This is a genomic window from Streptomyces sp. NPDC005775 (assembly GCF_042871565.1).
Classification (GTDB): domain Bacteria; phylum Actinomycetota; class Actinomycetes; order Streptomycetales; family Streptomycetaceae; genus Streptomyces.
Window position 1 is genome coordinate 26472 of sequence record NZ_JBIAIU010000015.1, and the last position, 16542, is coordinate 43013.

Below are 16542 nucleotides of genomic sequence, written 5' to 3' on the forward strand. Positions count from 1 at the left end.
AAAAGGAGCAGGAACAGGAGCAGGGGCAGGAGCAGGCGCGGGAACAGGAGCAGGAGCGGGGCGGTGTCAGCCGCCCAGTTGCTTGCGCAGCACCGCCTGGAAGTCCGCCAGGCTGGGATTGGCGGAGTTGCGGTCCAGCCACGTCATCGTCACCGTGGTGCGCAGGTCGGTGTCGCCGACCTCCACGACGGCCACCTCGCCCCGGTCGGCCTGCCCGCGCACCGAGATCAGCGGAAGCAGCGCGCAGCCCATCCCGGCCGCCACGCACGCCCCCAGCGTGCCGATGCCGGAGACCTCCGCGATCGGTTCCTTCGACGGCGCGGACCCGAAGGCGTTGTCGTACATCTCCCGGAATCCACACCCCCGCTCGGTGGCGAGGAAGGGTTCCGCCGCCAGCTCATGCAGGCCGGCCGCCCGGCCGCGGGCGGCGAGATGGTGGCCGGGAGGCACGATGACGACCAGCGGCTGTTCGGCCAGGGTCTCGAAGCGCAGGCTCGCGTCGGGGGGCGGGTCGCCGAAGGTCAGGCAGAGGTCCAGATCCCCCCGGCGCACCGCCTTGTACAGCTCACCGCGGCTGTCCTGCCCCACCCGCACCCGGGCCTCCGGGTAGAGCGAGCGGTAGGACGAGAGAACGGTCGGCAGGAGGTGCAGCCCCACGGTCTCCAGCGTGCCGATGGCCAGTTCCGAACCGGGGCGCGAGACCGCCCACCGGGTCTCCTCCAGAAGCTTGAGGATTCGGTCGGTGTACTCCGACAGCACCGCACCCTGCGGAGTGAGCCTGACCTTTCGCTGCGACCTGTCGAGCAGGTCGACACCCAATTCACGCTCCAGTGCCTGAATTTGATCGCTCACGCTCGACTGCGCGTAGTGCAGATCGCGGGCCGCCTGCGTGATGCTGAGTGTCCGGGCCACCGTCTCGAACGTCCGGAGATGCCGCAACTCCATGCTTCCACCCCCCAGTTGCTGATCCATCGGCCGTACCGATGTCACCCATAGGTTATTCCCTCCTCCACCACCGTCAATTCCACTTATGGGTCAGCTTGAATGGAGAGTCCGCCCCCGACGAACCGTCTCGGGCCGCGGAAAGACCGATTCTGAATCCGAGGAGAAACACATGGCAACGCAGGCGGAACCACAGCGGGCTTCCGTCACCGGGGAGGAACCGACCGGTAAGCCATCGCGCACTCTGCTGGTAGGACTTTCCCTCGGCTACTTCATGGTCCTGCTGGACATGACCATCGTCTCGGTCGCGCTCCCCGCCATCTCCCGCGATCTGCACATCGGGCTGAGCGGGCTGCAGTGGGTCACCAACGGCTACACGATCACCTTCGCCGCGCTGCTGCTCACCGCCGGCTGGCTGTCGGACCGGTACGGCGGCCGGCGGATCTTCCTCTGGGGACTCGTGGCGTTCGGAGTGCTCTCCGGCGTCTCGGCCGCGGCGACGACGCTCAACGCGCTCGTGGTGCTGCGCCTGGCCCTCGGCGTGGCGGGAGCGCTGCTGCTCCCGGCGTCGCTGGCCGTGATCACCAACGCGTACACCGACGCGGCCGAGCGCGCCCGCGCGGTCGGCTCGTGGGCCGCGATCACGGGCGCCGCGCTCGCCGCCGGCCCGCTGGTGGGCGGTGTCCTGACCGACACGGTCGGGTGGCGTGCCATCTTCCTGATCAACGTGCCGCTGGCCGCGATCAGCCTGGTCATCACCCTGCGGATGGCCCCGGAGACCGCGCGCAAGCAGCGCAGCGGCCTGGACCTGGTCGGACAGCTCAGCGGTGTGACCGCCCTGGCGGCGCTCGTGTACGCGCTGATCGAGGGCCCCTCCAAGGGCTGGTCGGACGGTGGCGTGCTGATCGCCTTCGCACTGACGGCGATCGCGGTGGTGACCTTCCTCGTCGCCGAGTCGCGCGCCGGTGACGCGGCGATGCTCCCGCTGCGGATGTTCCGCAGCCGTGGATTCTCGGCCGCGCTGGCGGCCGGTCTGCTGGCCAACTTCGGTCTTTCCGGGCTGTTGTTCGTCCTGTCGCTGTTCTTCCAGGACAGCCGGGGCTACTCCTCCTTCGCCGCCGGCCTCGCCTTCCTCCCGCTGACGCTGCCGACCGCGTTCAACCCGATCTACACGGGCCGGCTGGTCGGCCGCATCGGTCCGCGCCGCCCCGCCACGATCGGCTTCGTCCTGATGGGGACCGGAGCGCTGCTCCAGGCGCCGTTCACGGGCAACTCCGGCTTCGATCTCGCCGTCACCGTGGTGGGCCTGCTCGCCTTCGGGTTCGGGATCTCCTTCGCCCTGCCCGCCCTGGTGGCCGGGATGGCGAGCTCGATCCCGGTGGACCTCGCCGGCATCGGGGCGGGGGCCCTCAACTCGGCCCGTCAGGTGGGGGCTTCGCTGGGTGTCGCCGCCTTCGGCGTGATCCTCAACCTCGCCCCGACCAACGCCGACGGGACCCGGTGGGCCCTGGTCGCCGGTGGGGCGGCCCTGCTGATCGGCGCCCTCGTCACCGGCACGGGACTGCGCGGGAAGAGCCCTTCTCCCGCACGCTGACCCGTCCACCCGTCCATCCACCCGGCAGCGCGCCGGTTGTCGCGATCCCGCCCGTGCCCGCCCCCATGAACGAGGAGGAACATTGGAGAGCGCACCACCGCCCCCGCAGAGCCGCCGGCCGGGCCCGCGTCTGGACGGCGTCGACCACCTGGCCTTCGTCACCTGGAACCCGCGCGCCACCCAGGAGTTCTACACCCAGGCCCTCGGCATGCCCCTGATCCACGCCATCACGGCGACGGGCTGGGTCACCGAGGACTACCCGGACTTCGTGCACTTCTTCTTCGACATGGGCCGGGGGAACCGCATCGCGTTCTTCTACTACTTCGGCCTGCCGGCCGAGGAGCCGCCGAGCGACCTCATGCACCGCTCCCGCCATGTCGCCTTCCACGTCGACACCGAGGAGGAGCTCCTGGCGTGGCGGGACCGGCTGAAGGCGCACGGGGTCCGGGTCACCCGGCCGATGGGGCACGAGCTGATCGAATCGATCTACTTCGACGACCCCAACGGGATCCAGCTGGAGATCACCCGGCCGCTTCGCGAGATGTCCGGGATCGACTCCCGCGACGCGGAGCTGACCCTGGCCGCGCTCGCCGACGTCTGCGAGTCCCCCCGGCCCTCGGCACAGGCGCTGTGGCAGCGCAAGGCGGAGCTCATACGCAAGAACGCGGAGGTGCCGGGCGCATGACGGTGTCGGTGTACGTGCTCGACGTACCGGAGTTCGCACCCGTGGTCCACACCGCGCGGACCGCCGGGATGGACGTCCACCAAGTGGGCGATTACCTGGAGTTGACCACCGAGGACCGCGAAGTGGTCCTGCGTCGCGAGGAGACCGGAATGCGCCCCGCCCTGTGGCACGCCATGCTGACCGGCGGCCTCGACGGCCGCATCGTCTCCTTCACGCCGGACGTCGTCCACCTGGCCGCGGGGGAGGAGGCATGAGCACCGGTACCGGAGCGGCCTCCCGCCATCCCGTTCTGGTCGTCGGCGCCGGCCCGGCCGGGCTCAGCGCCGCGCTGGCGCTGCGCGCCGCCGGCCTGCCCGCGGTGGTGCTGGACAAGCGTGCCCAGGACACGGTGCGGCCCGGCAGCCGCGCCGCGTACTTGCACGGAGCGTCGCTGCGCGAGCTGGAGCGGCTCAGCCCGGGGCTCGGCCAGGAGATCGCCGGCCGGGGCCTGATGTGGTCCACCAAGCGGTCGTTCTGGGCCGGGCGGGAGATATACGCGCACACCTACCCGCCGCTGCACCGCGAGGGGCTGCCGCCGTTCACCAGCCTGCCGCAGGTGCAGACGGAGGACCTGATGGCCACCGCCTGCGAGAAGCAGGGGGTGGAGTTCCACTGGGGCGTGGAGGTCACGTCGGCCCGCAGCGGTCCGGACGGCGTACGGCTGGTGGACTCCGCGGGCACCGAGTGGCAGGCGGAGTACGTGATCGCCGCGGACGGGTCGCGCTCGCCGCTGCGGTCCACCATCGGCAGTCCGCTGGAGGGTCCGCGCTCGCGGAACACCTTCGTCGTGGTGGACCTCGACGACGACCCCGCGCACCCGCTGCCCATCGAACGGGTCTTCCACTACCACCACCCGGGAGCCGGCGGCCGCAACGTGCTGATCGTCCCGTTCGCCGGCGGCTGGCGGGTCGACCTCAACCTCCTGGTGAACGACGACCCGGCGACGTACGTCTCGCCCGAGGGGCTGCGGCGGTGGATCCCCCGGGTGATGCCCGAGGCGTACGGGGAACGGGTGCGCTGGGTGTCCACCTACCGCTTCGCCCAGCAGGTGGCCGCCACCTTCACGGACGACCACCGGCGGGTGCTGCTGACGGGGGAGGCCTCGCACCTGTTCGCACCCTTCGGCGCGCGGGGCATGAACTCCAGCATCCCCGACGCGGTCCGGGCGGTGCAGGCCGTGGGAGCGGCCCTGTCGGCGGGGAGCGACGGCGCGGCGCGGGCGGAGATCGGGCGGTTCGCCGACGAGCGCAAGGAAGCCGCCGCGTACAACCGGGCCTGTGCGAGCGCGGCCCTCGAACACATGCTGGCGGAGCGCCCGACGGTCCGTCTGCGGCGGCGGGCAGCCGCCGCCGTGGCCTCGGCCGGGCTGAAGGCGGGGGCCTGGCTGGACGCCGCGCCCTACGGCCCCAAGCTGGTGCAGCGCGGCGCGGGCCGGACCTCGTACTGACCCGGCCGGTGCGGTCCGGTGCACCCTCGCGTCCGGCGGGACGCGGACACCGGGCCGCCCGTCCGGCCCTCACCTCACAGCGGCAGGACGGGCAGGCCCCTGAGCGTCGCGCGGGCCACGGCGCGCGCCGCCTCCAGGACGGGTTTGCCGGCCGTGGCGGAGAAGGCCAGGTGTACGAGGAGGGGTTCGGGCGGGGGCCCGAGCAGACCGGCGGGGGTGGGACGCAGGGAGAGGTGGTTGTGATGGGTGTTCGCGGGAAGGGCCGTGTAGGCCAGTCCCGCCTGAACGGAGGCGCGGATCGACAGCGGGTCGGAGCACCAGGGGACCGAGTGCCAGGTGATCTCGCGTTCGGCGAGCGTGTCCATGATCCGGGTGCGCAGCGCCGAACGGTCGCTGTCGATCGCCATCGGGAAGCTGTTCCCGGCGGCGAGGGGGGCCTCGCCGAACCAGGCCAGACTCAGCCGCCCCAGCACCTCGCTGCGGGGCGTCTCCGTCCCCAGCAGCAGGGCCGCCTCCAACTCCCCCCGGGCGAGCTTTTCGGCGAGCGCGGAGCTGAGGCCGGTCGTCATCGCCCCACGCAACTGGGGTCGCTCCACAGCCAGTTGGCTGATCATGCTGCGCAGCCCGTCGGCAAGGTGGACCGAACACCCCATGCTGAACGACTGATGGCTGTGAATGGCTGACAATTCGCTGAGGACTTCACTGTTCAGCAGGATGACGCGGCGGGCGTGCGCCACCAGCTCCCGGCCGACCGGAGTCAGCCGCACAGGCCGTTTACCGCGTTGGAACAGAGGAGCCTGGATTACGGACTCCAGGCGCTGCATTTGCTGACTCACGGTCGGCTGCGTCACGTGCAGGGTCTGAGCCGCTCGGGCAAATCCGTTCTCGTCGACAATGGCAACGAGGGTGCGGAGAAGCTTCACTTCGATATCACGCTGCACCATTTTTGTTCAGCACCTGATCCCGGTAGGCGTGGGCCAAAGGATGAGCACGCGTACGGTCGACGCGGGATGTACCTGTCGATGCGTCGTCCACCGGGGGCGGGGCGCCGTTGGATCAGCGGTCCCGTCGTCCCGGCCGTCGTGGTGGTGCGAACAATCAGTTCCTGAGCACGTGGGGGCCGCGGATGACTCGTCGCCGGAAGGAATGACGCCCGGAACGCGCGGATTCCGCGGAAGTTCTCGGCGGTGGAGGGAAGGAGCGACAGAACACAGCACGGCCCCCGTATGGCTACGTTTCCGGTGTAGCGGTCGGCCTCATCTTCACATAATCAGTCGGTTGTGCGGTATTGAATCGGTTATAGAGCGCCGTTGGCGCCCGTATTGTCTGCCAAATTTGACTTTCCCTATACCTGAAGGCAGTTCCTCGCGAGCGCTCACATGCGGCCACCGTGACCGATAAAGAGGGGCCCGGGAAGACGGCCCCGCTCCGAGGCGGAGGCCGGGGGAGGGCCTACGGGCCCCGGCGGCTCTGCCGGGCGACAGCCGGATTGTCCGAGGAGGAACCGAGGCTTCGGCCACCGGGACGCCGACCGCCGTCGCCTACGCTGAAAGCGTTGACCCGCATGTGAAGCACTCGCCACCGAGGAGCGATTTGTGACGGCAGGCATACCTGAGCCCCAGCCCCGGATCGACACCAGCAAGCCTCACCCCGCCCGCGTCTACGACTGGTTCCTGGGCGGCAAGGAGAACTACCCGGCGGACCAGGAGTTCGCGCGGACGCTGCCCGAGGAGACGCGCGGCAACGCCGCGCGGAACCGGGCGTTCATGCACCGGGCCTCCGCCTGGCTGGCGCGCGAGGGGATCGACCAGTTCCTGGACATCGGCGCCGGCATCCCCACGGAGCCCAACCTCCACCAGATCGTGCAGGCGATCACGCCGACGGCCCGGATCGTCTACGCGGACCACGACCCGATCGTCCTCCGGCACGCGGAGGCCCTCCTCGTCAGCACGCCCGAAGGGGCCACCGACTACCTCCACGCCGATGTGCGGGAGCCGGAGGCGATCCTCGAACAGGCGAAAGGGCTGCTGGACTTCGAGCGTCCCATCGCCCTGTCGCTGATCGCGCTGATGCACTTCCTGCCGGACGACCAGGACCCGTACGGCATCACCCGCACCCTGGTCGACGCGCTGCCCGCCGGCAGTTACCTGGCCCTGTCGCACGGCACCGCCGATCAACACCCGGAGTTGCGGCAGGAGATGGAGTCGGCGTACAAGAAGGGCGCCATCGCGCTGCAGATACGTACGCGGGCGGAGGTGGAGACGTTCTTCGAAGGGCTGGAACTCGTCGAGCCGGGGCTCGTCCCGGCGGCCGAGTGGTACCGGGAGGGGCCGGCACCGGTCGTCGAGCGCAGTGGCTTCTACGTGGGTGTGGGGCGGGTGGTCCGATGAGCACCCGGTTCACGGCCGCGGACGGGACGGCGCTCGCGTACGACGACATGGGAGCGGCGGACACCGGCCGGCCGCCCGTCCTCCTCGTCCACGGGCATCCGTTCAACCGGACCATGTGGCAGCCACAGGCCACCGCGCTCGTCGCGGCGGGGTACCGGGTGGTCCTGCCCGATCTGCGGGGGTACGGCGACAGCGGTGTCGTCCCGGGGCGCACCTTGTTCGAGGAGTTCGCCGACGACCTCGCGGGGCTGATGGATCACCTCGGCATCGCGCGGGCCGTGGTCGGCGGGGTCTCCATGGGCGGGCAGATCACCATGGAGTTCCACCGTGTGTACCCGGAGCGGGTGGCGGCGCTGGTCCTGGCCGACACGTCGCCGGTCGCCGAGACCGAGGACGGCAAGGCATTCCGCAACCGCCTCGCCGACCGGCTGCTCGCCGAGGGGATGGACGGGTACGCGGACGAGGTGATCGACAAGATGCTGGCCCCGTACAACGTCACCGGGCTGCCGGACGTCGCCGCGCGGGTCCTGCGCATGATGCGCACCACCGCTCCCGAGGGGGCTGCGGCCGCGTTGCGGGGCCGGGCCGAGCGGCCCGACTACCGCGACTCGCTCGCCGGGGCCGGGGTGCCGGTCCTCGTCGCCGTCGGCGCGGACGACGTCTACACGCCCGTCGCGGAGGCCCGGGCCCTGCACGGGCTGATCCCGCGGGCGGAGCTGGTGGTCGTCGAGAAGGCCGGGCACCTGCCGTCTCTGGAGCGGCCCGACGCGTTCAACGAAGCGTTGCTGGGCTTCCTGGCGTCAGCCGGCTAGAGCGGCTTCGGGCCGGAGCGGCTTCGCGAAGCAGAGGCTGCTGTCGTACGTCCGGTAGTGGCCGAACTTCTCGCAGGGCGTGTAGCCGCTGGAGAGGTACAGCGCGATGGCCTCGGGCTGCTGATCTCCGGTCTCCAGCACCATGCGGGTGCGGCCCGCCGCACGGGCGTCGTCCTCCAGGGCGGCCAGGATGCGGCGGGCCAGGCCCTGCCCCCGTCCCTCGGCTATCACGAACATCCGCTTGAGCTCGGCGTCGCCGTCCGAGTAGCCCTCGGCGTTGCGCTCCTGCGAACGCCAGCCGCCGGTGGCGACGGGGCGGCCCGACGGATCGTAGGCGAGCAGATACAGACCGTGCGGCGGGTCGAACATCGTGGCGTCCAGCGGTGTGATGTCGCCCTCGTCCCCGTAGCGCTCGGCGTACTCGAGCTGCACGAGATCGTTGAGTTTCACGGCGTCCGGGTGATCGTAAGCCCGTGGATGGATAAGCATGCGAATGATGGTACATGTATGCGGTAGGTCGGATCGGTATCGTGCCGGAATGCTCACCGTGACCTCCGTAAACGTAAACGGTCTCCGCGCCGCCGCGAAAAAGGGCTTCGTCGAGTGGCTGGCGCAGACCGACGCCGATGTGATCTGCCTCCAGGAAGTGCGGGCCGAGGCGCAGCAGCTGCCCGAGGAGGTGCGGGAGCCCGAGGGCTGGCACACCGTCCACGCGCCGGCCGCCGCGAAGGGCCGGGCCGGGGTCTCGCTCTACTCCCGCCGGGCCCCGGAGCGCGTACAGATAGGCTTCGGTGGGTTCGGGGACGCGGGGAGCGAGGAGTTCGACGCGAGCGGCCGGTATGTCGAGATCGACTTGTCGGGCGTCACGGTCGCCAGCCTCTACCTGCCCTCCGGCGAGGTCGGCACGGAGAAGCAGGACGAGAAGGAACGCTTCATGGCGGCCTTCCTGCCCTACCTCGCCGGCCTGAAGGCGCGGGCCGCCGCCGAGGGTCGCGAGGTCGTCGTGTGCGGCGACTGGAACATCGCCCACCAGGAGGCCGACCTCAAGAACTGGAAGGCCAACCGCAAGAGCTCCGGCTTCCTCCCGGAGGAGCGGGCGTGGCTCACCCGGGTCTTCGAAGAGGCCGCGTACGTCGACGTCGTGCGCGCCCTGCACCCGGGCGTCGAGGGGCCGTACTCGTGGTGGTCCTACCGGGGGCGCGCCTTCGCCAACGACACGGGATGGCGCATCGACTACCAGGTGGCGACCCCCGGACTGGCCGCGCGCGCCGTGAAGGCGTGGGTCGAGCGGGCCGCCACGCACGGGGAGCGGTGGAGCGACCACGCGCCGGTGACGGTGGTGTACGAGCAGCAGGCGCGGTGACGGTGACGCGCGAGCAGTAGGCGCGGTTACGCCGGCGGCTGCGGCGTCTCCGCGTCGCGGCGCAGCCGCCGGTCCAGGGCCATGGAGAGTTCCGCGTCCACCACCGCCCGGGCCAGCGGGCGGAGTTGGGGTGGTTCGGGCTCCGTGCTGTGGGCGCGCAGGGCGGTCACGAAGAGGTCGGCCAGGGCGTCCGCGTGCTCGCGGACGTGGCGGCCGGAGGCGAGTACCTCGGCGAGCGGGACCCCTTCGCGTACGAGCTCGGCCGACACCTCCAGCAGGCGGCGGCTGATGTGCACGATCTCGTCGCCGTCGGTGCCGAGGTAGCCCAGCTCCATGGCGGCCGCCAGGTTCTCCGGGGTGGACTCGCCCTCGAAGTAGTCCGCGAGCTGCTCGGGTGTGAGCCGGACCGGGGTCTCCTCGGTCGGTTCGCCCAGGCCCAGCACCTCCGCGACATCGCGGCCGCTCTCGAAGGTGCGGGCCAGGTCGGCGATGCCGGTGAGGGTGTGGCCGCGCTCCAGCAGGCCCGCGATGGTGCGCAGGCGGGCCAGGTGGTGGTCGTCGTACCAGGCGATGCGGCCCTCGCGCCGGGGTGGCGAGATCAGGCCGCGTTCCCGGTAGAAGCGCAGGGTCCGCACGGGGATGCCGGCCGCCTCGGCCAGCTCCTCCATGCGGTATTCGCGGTGCCCGCTTCCTTCTGCCACCCCCGCACCCTACCGGCCTCCCCGTGACGGGCGCCGCTTGTTGTACCGCCGGTAACTTTCCTTCGCCGGACCCCTACCCATCGGTACGAAGCTGCTCTACTCTCCCAACAATGCCAGTGATTGCTGGCAGAGTCGTGGGACGTAGCGCGGGAGGCGGCAGCATGGCCCAGCACGAGCACGTACGAGTGGCGGTGATCGGATCCGGGTTCGGAGGTCTTGGGGCCGCCGTACGGCTGCGCCGCGAAGGCATCACCGACTTCGTGATCCTGGAGCGAGCCGATTCGGTCGGTGGCACCTGGCGCGACAACAGCTATCCGGGCTGCGCCTGCGACGTACCGTCCCACCTCTACTCGTTCTCGTTCGCGCCCAACCCCGAGTGGCCGCGCACCTTCTCCGGGCAGGAGCACATCCGCGCCTACCTGGAGCACGTCACGGACACCTTCGGGCTGCGCCCGCACCTCAGGTTCAACCACGAGGTGAGCGTGATGCGTTGGGACAACGAAGAACTGCACTGGGTCATCGAGACAGCCAACGGCGCCACGATCGTCGCCGACGTCGTCGTCTCCGCGACCGGCCCGCTCTCCGACCCGAAGACGCCCGACATACCGGGGCTCGCCGACTTCCCCGGCAAGGTCTTCCACTCCGCCCGCTGGGACCACGACGCCGACCTGGCCGGCAAGCGCGTCGCGATGATCGGCACCGGCGCCTCCGCGATCCAGATCGTGCCGGCGATCCAGCGGGAGGTCGGCAAGCTGACCCTCTTCCAGCGCACCCCGCCCTGGGTCATGCCCCGGATGGACCGCAAGATCGGCGGCGCCGAACGCTGGCTGCACCGCACGCTCCCCTTCACCGGCACCGCGCGCCGCGGACTGCTGTGGGGCATAAGGGAGTTGCAGGTCAGCGCCTTCACCAAGCACCCGAACGAACTGGGTCTGGTCGAGCGAATAGCCAAGTCCAACATGGCCCGGGCGATCAAGGACCCGGCGCTCCGGGCCAAGCTGACCCCCTCGTACCGCATCGGCTGCAAGCGCATCCTGCTCTCCAGCACCTACTACCCGGCCCTCGCCCAACCGAATGTGGACGTGGTCGCCTCCGGCCTGAGCGAGGTGCGCGGCTCCACCGTCGTGGCATCCGACGGTACGGAGACCGAGGTCGACGCGATCATCTTCGGCACCGGCTTCCACGTCACCGACATGCCGATCGCCGAACGGGTGGTGGGCGCGGACGGCATCACGCTCGCCGAGTCCTGGAAGGACGGCATGCAGGCGCTGCGCGGCGCGAGCGCGGCCGGCTTCCCCAACTGGATGACGATCATCGGCCCCAACACCGGGCTCGGCAACTCCTCGATGATCCTCATGATCGAGGCCCAGTTGAACTACATGGCCGACTACATGCGGCAGTTGGACGTGCTGGGCGGCCGCGTCGCACTCGACGCGCGCCCCTCGTCCGTCGGCGCCTGGAACCGCCGCGTCCAGGAGCGCATGAAGCGCACGGTCTGGAACACCGGCGGCTGCGACAGCTGGTACCTGGACGCCAACGGCCGCAACACCACGGTCTGGCCCGGCACCACCGCCGAGTTCCGCAAGGTGACGCGGGACGTCGACCTCACGGAGTACCAGGTCGTACGGGTGCCGGCGCAACGGCACGCGGAGAAGGCCGTCGCCGAGGAGGTGGCGGGATGAGCCGGCCGCTGCGCAGCGCACACCCCAGGCCGGTGCCCGCCCGCGAACTGATGGCCGTCTCCGCCGACGGCTCCCGCCTCCACGTCGAGGTGCACGGACAGGACGGCGCCCCGGCCGTGGTCCTCGCCCACGGCTGGACCTGCAACACCCACTTCTGGGACGCCCAGATCCGGGACCTCGCGGTGGACCACCGCGTCATCGCCTACGACCAGCGCGGCCACGGCACCTCGCCCGCCGTGGGGCGCGCCGGTTACACCACCGACGCGCTGGCCGACGACCTCGAGGCGGTGCTCGCCGCCACCCTCGCACCGGGGGAGAAGGCCGTACTGGCCGGGCACTCCATGGGCGGCATGACGATCATGTCCGCCTCGCGCCGGGCCGGACTGCGCGAGCACGCGGCCGCCGCCCTGCTGTGCAGCACGGGCAGCTCCCGGCTGCTCGCGGAGTCCCTCGTCGTGCCGTTGCGGCCCGGCGCCGTGCGGACCCGGATGACGCGTGCGATCCTCGGGGCGCGTGCGCCGCTCGGGCCGGTCACCCCGGTCTCCCGCCGGATTCTCAAGTACGGGACGATGGGAGCCGGTTCGGCCCCGGAGCGGGTCGATGCCTGCGCACGGATCGTGCACGACTGCCCGCGAGCGGCCCGGGTCGCCTGGGGGCACGTGCTCGCTGACCTCGATCTCGAAGAGGGCGTACGGGAGTTGCGGGTGCCCACCGCGGTGATCGCGGGGACGGAGGACCGGCTGACGCCGCCCGTCCACGCCCGGGCCATCGCGGCGGCGCTGCCCGACTGCCTCGGCCTCACCGAACTGACGGGCATGGGCCACATGACGCCGGTCGAGGCGCCGGAGGTCGTCACGGCGAAGATCCGGGAACTGGTGACCGCGTACCTCCCGGTACGGCGGGCGGCCGCGGCCGAGGACAAGATCGAGGGCAAGGAGGAGGTCGTATGAGCGGCAGGAACAGTCTCGAAGGGCAGGTCGTCGTCGTCACGGGCGCGGCGCGCGGCGTGGGTGAGCTGCTGGCGCGCAAGCTCTCGGCGCGCGGGGCGAAGCTGGCCCTGGTCGGCCTGGAGCCGGACGAGCTGAAGAAGGTCTCCGAGCGGCTGCACGGGGACAGCGACCACTGGCACGCCGACGTCACCGACCACGAGGCGATGGAGCGGGTCGCACAGGAGGTCAAGGAGCGCTTCGGGAAGGTCGACATAGTCGTCGCCAACGCGGGCGTCGCCACGGGCGGCCCGTTCGTCGACTCCGACCCCGTCGCCTGGCGGCGGGTCATCGAGGTCAATCTGATCGGCGGCGCGGTCACCGGCCGGGCGTTCCTGCCGGTCCTGATGGAGAGCCGCGGCTACTTCCTCCAGATCGCCTCCCTCGCCGCGATCACCCCGGCGCCCATGATGACGGCGTACTGCGCCTCCAAGTCGGGCGTGGAGGCGTTCGCGCACAGCCTGCGGGCGGAGGTCGGCTACCGGGGCGTGAAGGTCGGCGTCGGCTACCTCTCCTGGACCGACACGGACATGGTGCGGGGCGCGGACGAGGACGACGTGATGCGGGAACTGCGGGGGCGGCTGCCGTGGCCGACCAACCGCACGTACCCGCTGGGCCCGGCCGTCGACCGCATCGTGGCCGGCATCGAGCGGCGCTCGGCGCACGTCTACGCCCAGTGGTGGCTGCGCGGGATGCAGTCCGTGCGCGGCTACCTGCCGAGCCTGATCGGCGCGGTCGGCCAGCGGGAGATGAAGCGTTTCGGCCCCCGTCTGGAGGGCGTCGGCAGGGGTCTCGTGGGCGCCGGAGGTGCGGCTGACCAGGACGAACGGGCGTCGCGCCGGACGACGGACACGCAGCGTAAGTGATCGAAATGCGTTGAATGTCCGCGCGTGTAAGTCTGGTCGAGGCCCCACAGGGCCATCCCCCACGCACCCCACATAGGAGTGAACAGCATGGGCATCGCCGACCAGTTCAAGGACAAGGCGCAGGAGCTCGCCGACCAGGGTCAGAAGAAGATGAAGGGCGGCAAGGGCGAAAGCCAGCGCCAGGGCCAGGGCCAGGGTGAGCGCCAGGGCCAGGGCGAGCGCCAGGGTCAGGACCGTCGCCAGGACGCGTCCGACCGGGCCCGCCAGGCGTCCGAGCAGGGTCGTGACAGGGCACAGGGTGCGTCGGACGACATGCGTGAGCGCTTCGACCACTGACGTACGCACGACTGACGCGTTCTCCGCGTCGCATGGTGAGGGGCGCGCCCAGTTCTTACGGGGCGCGCCCCTTCCGCGCGGCGGATGCGGCGTGCTGCGGGGTGGGGGCGGCCGGAGACCGTGCCGGACCCCGTGTCCGCCGGGCGAGGGGTGTTCAGCGGAGCCCGCGGCGCAGGGGCACCAGGTTGCCGCGCCGGTGGGCGCCGATGAGCAGGGGGATCGCGATCAGCAGGCTGACGATGACGGGCACGATTGACGCCTCCAGGCCGAAGTCTCCCCCGGTCAGCAGGTCGGGGCCGTCCGGGGTGGTGGTCATCAGGCCCTCGGAGGCGTGGCCGGAGACGGGGATGCCGATCAGGCCCAGGGTGGTGTTCCAGGCGAAGTGCAGGCCCACGGCGAACCAGATGTCGCGCTTCCACAGGAACGCGGCACCGAGGAGGACGCCGGCCTCGATGGCGATCGCGAGCGAGCTCCACAGCGTGGCACCCGGGTTGGCCAGGTGCAGCCCGCCGAAGAGCACCGCGGTGATCGTCAGAGCCGCCCAGCTGCCGCACAGCTTCTCCAGTGCCTGGAGGGCGAGACCACGGAAGATCAGTTCCTCGGTCACGGCGGCACCGAACGACATCGCGGCCATGCTCGCCACGATCGACAGGCCGTTGCCCGGCCGTTCGTCGAACGAGAACTCGGTGAGGAGCATGAGCATCGACACGGTGATGAACCCGAAGCCGATCGCGACACCGGACAACGCCTGTGTCACGGCACCCGACTTCGCGATCTCCGGCATGCTCCGCCGGGCGACGTAGCGCATGACCGCCCAGTAGATGACGACCGCCGCGGCCGCACCCACGACGGCGACGACCCCACCCACCGAGGCCAGGCTGGACGCCAGGCCCACACCGACCATGCCGATCAGCATCCAGACGAGGGGGGACCGGAAGAAGCGGCCGCGTTCTTGGTGTGTGCCACCCTCCTGGTGTGTGGGTGGGGGCGACGCGATGTGAGTCGTATGCAAGGTGATCTCCGTATGACATCGGCCGCGTGCCTTCCGGCGGCATGCCAAGAACGCTACGAGAGCGGCGACGTCTGCGAATCACCCCTGAGTGGACGGTTCGCGTAGCTCGGACGGGGGACACGGGGCGACGGACGCCGCCCAGGACGGGCGCTCACGGCGGGGCGCCCAGGACGGGGCGCCTCACGGCGGGGCACCCACGGCGAGACGCTCATGGTGGGGCGCGCGGGCGTCCGGGCTTGCCTCCGCACGGCGGTCAGGCGGCACTCCAGTGCTGGTTGTCACGGCCGTTGCATTCCCAGAGCACGATCTGGGTGCCGCTCGCGCCCCCGAAGAGATCCAGGCATTTTCCGGTGGACGCGGACACCAGCGCGGTACCGGACAGGCTGACGCGCTGGACGGAAGACCGGTCGCAGGCGGCCAGGACGACCGGGGTCCGGTCCTCGGTTCCGGTGACGGTCACGCAGAGGCCGCCCTGCCGCAGACTGCCGTCGGGCTGGGGGCTCCACAACTGGGCGGCCGAACCCCCGCAGACGGCAGCCACGAGCTGTGATCCCGAGCCCGCGCCGGTCAGACACTTGCCCGAGGCCTGTACGGCCAGGGCGACGCCGGTCACCGTGGTCGAGCCGCTGGGGTGGTCGCTGCCCGGTTTCGCGGCGGTGTCCGTACCGGGGTCGTCCGGCGCCCGCGACGAGTCGGACCCCGCGGCGGCGGTGCTCCTGCCCGGGTGGGGCGTGGCCTGGGCACTCCTGCTCGATGTAGACGAGGGGTCGGCGGAACGGGTGACGGAGGGGGATGCTGATTGCTCCGCCGTCGGAACTCCCGGCAGGAGCGACTGGCCCCCGGCCCCCTCGTACGCGCCGTCGGACTCCACGAGCTCGTCGGCGGACGTATCGGCCCGGCGGCCGGAGCTGTCGGAGCCCCCGCCGACCGTGACGGCCACCCCCGCGACGACAGCGACGACGGCCACGGCGGCGGCCGTGGCCAGAACCCACCTCCGCCGCAGGAACGCCCAGCGGCGGGGGGAAGCGGTCGGCGCTATCTCATGAGTCGACTCCGACTCTGCGGAGGACCGCGGGAGACCGGGCTCCGCGGGGCCCTGCGCCGGCGCGCTCCCGCCCGTCTCGGTTCCGGCGCTCTCGGCGCGCTGCGCCGCGATCGCGCGAGCGAGTGCGGCGCGGGCGGAGTCGAGGTTCAACGCATCGTTGCTTTGCGGGGGCTTGGCCGGCCGGGAGCTGCCGGACCTGTTGACGTTGCGCCTCGGCAGCTCTGGCATTCGGTTGTGCTCCTTGTGTATGAGGTCGAGCTCTGAGGAGTGCTCGGGAACGGAGGGACGACCAACGGTGCATGCCTCCCCCTGACGCGGCAGGCGGTTCGGACAGCGCTTTCCCGGCGGGCGGAAACCCCCGGGGCGCGTGAGGAGGAGAGCCGTGGATCAATCCCCATCCAATCGCTGCACGGCCTGCCGAAGGAAGGTGAACACGCCGCTTGGTAGACGGTGAGTTGGCGGAGGCGGTTCGCGATATGTCGTACGAACTTCGACCGGGTCCGATTTCGTGGGGAGAGGATCGGAATCGTCACGCCGTGACGCAGGCCGTGCCGAGGGCAGGCGTTTTTGACCCCATGAGGTCGCGCGCTCCCGTACCAGGACGCGACCGAGGGCGCCTCAGCGGCTGCCGGACGGCCGGAG

General features: G+C 71.0%; 17 protein-coding genes. 11 read left to right on the top strand and 6 right to left on the bottom strand.

What is annotated here, in order from left to right; translation table 11 throughout:
- Positions 1 to 66: 66 nt before the first annotated feature.
- Positions 67 to 945 carry a LysR family transcriptional regulator gene (locus tag ACFYPA_RS29590; protein WP_389135342.1) on the bottom strand — a complete coding sequence of 293 codons (879 nt, stop codon included), beginning with the start codon at positions 943 to 945 and terminating at the stop codon, positions 67 to 69.
- 169 nt (positions 946 to 1114) lie between these two features.
- Here ACFYPA_RS29590 and ACFYPA_RS29595 point away from each other — a divergent pair, with 169 nt between their 5' ends.
- The 4 genes from ACFYPA_RS29595 (at position 1115) to ACFYPA_RS29610 (ending at position 4707) form a co-directional block, all read left to right on the top strand.
- Positions 1115 to 2536 carry a DHA2 family efflux MFS transporter permease subunit gene (locus tag ACFYPA_RS29595; RefSeq protein WP_389135344.1) on the top strand — a complete coding sequence of 474 codons (1422 nt, stop codon included), beginning with the start codon at positions 1115 to 1117 and terminating at the stop codon, positions 2534 to 2536.
- A gap of 82 nt (positions 2537 to 2618) precedes the next feature.
- The gene (locus ACFYPA_RS29600) at positions 2619 to 3221 is read left to right on the top strand and encodes a VOC family protein (protein WP_359315195.1); all 603 of its coding nucleotides are present in this window, start codon (positions 2619 to 2621) and stop codon (positions 3219 to 3221) included.
- Positions 3218 to 3475, top strand: a complete 258-nt coding sequence (locus ACFYPA_RS29605; protein ID WP_359082733.1) for a hypothetical protein — start codon at positions 3218 to 3220, stop codon at positions 3473 to 3475. Before ACFYPA_RS29600 ends, ACFYPA_RS29605 begins: the two co-directional genes overlap by 4 nt.
- Positions 3472 to 4707 (top strand): FAD-dependent monooxygenase, encoded by a 1236-nt coding sequence (locus tag ACFYPA_RS29610; protein ID WP_389135346.1) that lies wholly within the window; start codon positions 3472 to 3474, stop codon positions 4705 to 4707. Before ACFYPA_RS29605 ends, ACFYPA_RS29610 begins: the two co-directional genes overlap by 4 nt.
- Before the next feature lie 74 nt (positions 4708 to 4781).
- Here the strand turns inward: ACFYPA_RS29610 and ACFYPA_RS29615 are convergent, their stop codons facing one another.
- Positions 4782 to 5651: a LysR family transcriptional regulator gene (locus ACFYPA_RS29615; protein ID WP_359315186.1), complete on the bottom strand. Its 870-nt coding sequence runs from the start codon at positions 5649 to 5651 to the stop codon at positions 4782 to 4784.
- Positions 5652 to 6302: 651 nt separating this feature from the next.
- Here ACFYPA_RS29615 and ACFYPA_RS29620 point away from each other — a divergent pair.
- Positions 6303 to 7097 (top strand): SAM-dependent methyltransferase, encoded by a 795-nt coding sequence (locus tag ACFYPA_RS29620; protein ID WP_389135348.1) that lies wholly within the window; start codon positions 6303 to 6305, stop codon positions 7095 to 7097.
- A complete protein-coding gene (locus ACFYPA_RS29625) occupies positions 7094 to 7909 on the top strand; it encodes an alpha/beta fold hydrolase (protein ID WP_389135350.1) in 816 nt (271 codons plus the stop codon). Before ACFYPA_RS29620 ends, ACFYPA_RS29625 begins: the two co-directional genes overlap by 4 nt.
- On the opposite strand, the gene ACFYPA_RS29630 is transcribed toward ACFYPA_RS29625, so the two are convergent.
- Positions 7898 to 8398 carry a GNAT family N-acetyltransferase gene (locus tag ACFYPA_RS29630; RefSeq protein WP_359082737.1) on the bottom strand — a complete coding sequence of 167 codons (501 nt, stop codon included), beginning with the start codon at positions 8396 to 8398 and terminating at the stop codon, positions 7898 to 7900. The genes ACFYPA_RS29625 and ACFYPA_RS29630 overlap by 12 nt on opposite strands.
- A gap of 49 nt (positions 8399 to 8447) precedes the next feature.
- On the opposite strand from ACFYPA_RS29630, the gene ACFYPA_RS29635 reads away from it, so the two are divergent.
- Positions 8448 to 9272, top strand: a complete 825-nt coding sequence (locus tag ACFYPA_RS29635) for an exodeoxyribonuclease III (RefSeq protein WP_389135353.1) — start codon at positions 8448 to 8450, stop codon at positions 9270 to 9272.
- 26 nt (positions 9273 to 9298) lie between these two features.
- On the opposite strand, the gene ACFYPA_RS29640 is transcribed toward ACFYPA_RS29635, so the two are convergent.
- Positions 9299 to 9940, bottom strand: a complete 642-nt coding sequence (locus ACFYPA_RS29640; RefSeq protein WP_389135551.1) for a MerR family transcriptional regulator — start codon at positions 9938 to 9940, stop codon at positions 9299 to 9301.
- 194 nt (positions 9941 to 10134) lie between these two features.
- Between ACFYPA_RS29640 and ACFYPA_RS29645 the strand changes: the two genes are divergently transcribed.
- The 4 genes from ACFYPA_RS29645 (at position 10135) to ACFYPA_RS29660 (ending at position 13843) form a co-directional block, all read left to right on the top strand.
- The gene (locus ACFYPA_RS29645) at positions 10135 to 11655 is read left to right on the top strand and encodes an NAD(P)/FAD-dependent oxidoreductase (protein WP_359082739.1); all 1521 of its coding nucleotides are present in this window, start codon (positions 10135 to 10137) and stop codon (positions 11653 to 11655) included.
- Positions 11652 to 12605: an alpha/beta fold hydrolase gene (locus ACFYPA_RS29650; protein WP_359082740.1), complete on the top strand. Its 954-nt coding sequence runs from the start codon at positions 11652 to 11654 to the stop codon at positions 12603 to 12605. The genes ACFYPA_RS29645 and ACFYPA_RS29650 overlap by 4 nt, the downstream gene beginning before the upstream one ends.
- Positions 12602 to 13507 carry an SDR family oxidoreductase gene (locus ACFYPA_RS29655; protein ID WP_359082741.1) on the top strand — a complete coding sequence of 302 codons (906 nt, stop codon included), beginning with the start codon at positions 12602 to 12604 and terminating at the stop codon, positions 13505 to 13507. Before ACFYPA_RS29650 ends, ACFYPA_RS29655 begins: the two co-directional genes overlap by 4 nt.
- Before the next feature lie 87 nt (positions 13508 to 13594).
- A complete protein-coding gene (locus ACFYPA_RS29660) occupies positions 13595 to 13843 on the top strand; it encodes a hypothetical protein (RefSeq protein WP_359082742.1) in 249 nt (82 codons plus the stop codon).
- A gap of 154 nt (positions 13844 to 13997) precedes the next feature.
- Here the strand turns inward: ACFYPA_RS29660 and ACFYPA_RS29665 are convergent, their stop codons facing one another.
- Positions 13998 to 14855 (bottom strand): CPBP family intramembrane glutamic endopeptidase, encoded by an 858-nt coding sequence (locus ACFYPA_RS29665; protein WP_389135358.1) that lies wholly within the window; start codon positions 14853 to 14855, stop codon positions 13998 to 14000.
- Between the two features lie 253 nt (positions 14856 to 15108).
- On the bottom strand, positions 15109 to 16128 hold the full coding sequence (locus ACFYPA_RS29670; protein ID WP_389135361.1) for an RICIN domain-containing protein: 1020 nt from the start codon (positions 16126 to 16128) through the stop codon (positions 15109 to 15111).
- Between the last annotated feature and the right edge of the window lie 414 nt (positions 16129 to 16542).

What these genes read in the sequence shown, in the direction of transcription:
- ACFYPA_RS29630 (WP_359082737.1), bottom strand. Translation starts at nt 8,398, where the DNA reads ATGCTTATCCATCCACGGGCTTACGATCACCCGGACGCCGTGAAACTC.
- ACFYPA_RS29615 (WP_359315186.1), bottom strand. Translation starts at nt 5,651, where the DNA reads ATGGTGCAGCGTGATATCGAAGTGAAGCTTCTCCGCACCCTCGTTGCC.
- ACFYPA_RS29590 (WP_389135342.1), bottom strand. Translation starts at nt 945, where the DNA reads ATGGAGTTGCGGCATCTCCGGACGTTCGAGACGGTGGCCCGGACACTC.
- ACFYPA_RS29650 (WP_359082740.1), top strand. Translation starts at nt 11,652, where the DNA reads ATGAGCCGGCCGCTGCGCAGCGCACACCCCAGGCCGGTGCCCGCCCGC.
- ACFYPA_RS29660 (WP_359082742.1), top strand. Translation starts at nt 13,595, where the DNA reads ATGGGCATCGCCGACCAGTTCAAGGACAAGGCGCAGGAGCTCGCCGAC.
- ACFYPA_RS29640 (WP_389135551.1), bottom strand. Translation starts at nt 9,940, where the DNA reads ATGGAGGAGCTGGCCGAGGCGGCCGGCATCCCCGTGCGGACCCTGCGC.
- ACFYPA_RS29645 (WP_359082739.1), top strand. Translation starts at nt 10,135, where the DNA reads ATGGCCCAGCACGAGCACGTACGAGTGGCGGTGATCGGATCCGGGTTC.
- ACFYPA_RS29595 (WP_389135344.1), top strand. Translation starts at nt 1,115, where the DNA reads ATGGCAACGCAGGCGGAACCACAGCGGGCTTCCGTCACCGGGGAGGAA.
- ACFYPA_RS29635 (WP_389135353.1), top strand. Translation starts at nt 8,448, where the DNA reads ATGCTCACCGTGACCTCCGTAAACGTAAACGGTCTCCGCGCCGCCGCG.
- ACFYPA_RS29670 (WP_389135361.1), bottom strand. Translation starts at nt 16,128, where the DNA reads ATGCCAGAGCTGCCGAGGCGCAACGTCAACAGGTCCGGCAGCTCCCGG.
- ACFYPA_RS29625 (WP_389135350.1), top strand. Translation starts at nt 7,094, where the DNA reads ATGAGCACCCGGTTCACGGCCGCGGACGGGACGGCGCTCGCGTACGAC.
- ACFYPA_RS29610 (WP_389135346.1), top strand. Translation starts at nt 3,472, where the DNA reads ATGAGCACCGGTACCGGAGCGGCCTCCCGCCATCCCGTTCTGGTCGTC.
- ACFYPA_RS29655 (WP_359082741.1), top strand. Translation starts at nt 12,602, where the DNA reads ATGAGCGGCAGGAACAGTCTCGAAGGGCAGGTCGTCGTCGTCACGGGC.
- ACFYPA_RS29605 (WP_359082733.1), top strand. Translation starts at nt 3,218, where the DNA reads ATGACGGTGTCGGTGTACGTGCTCGACGTACCGGAGTTCGCACCCGTG.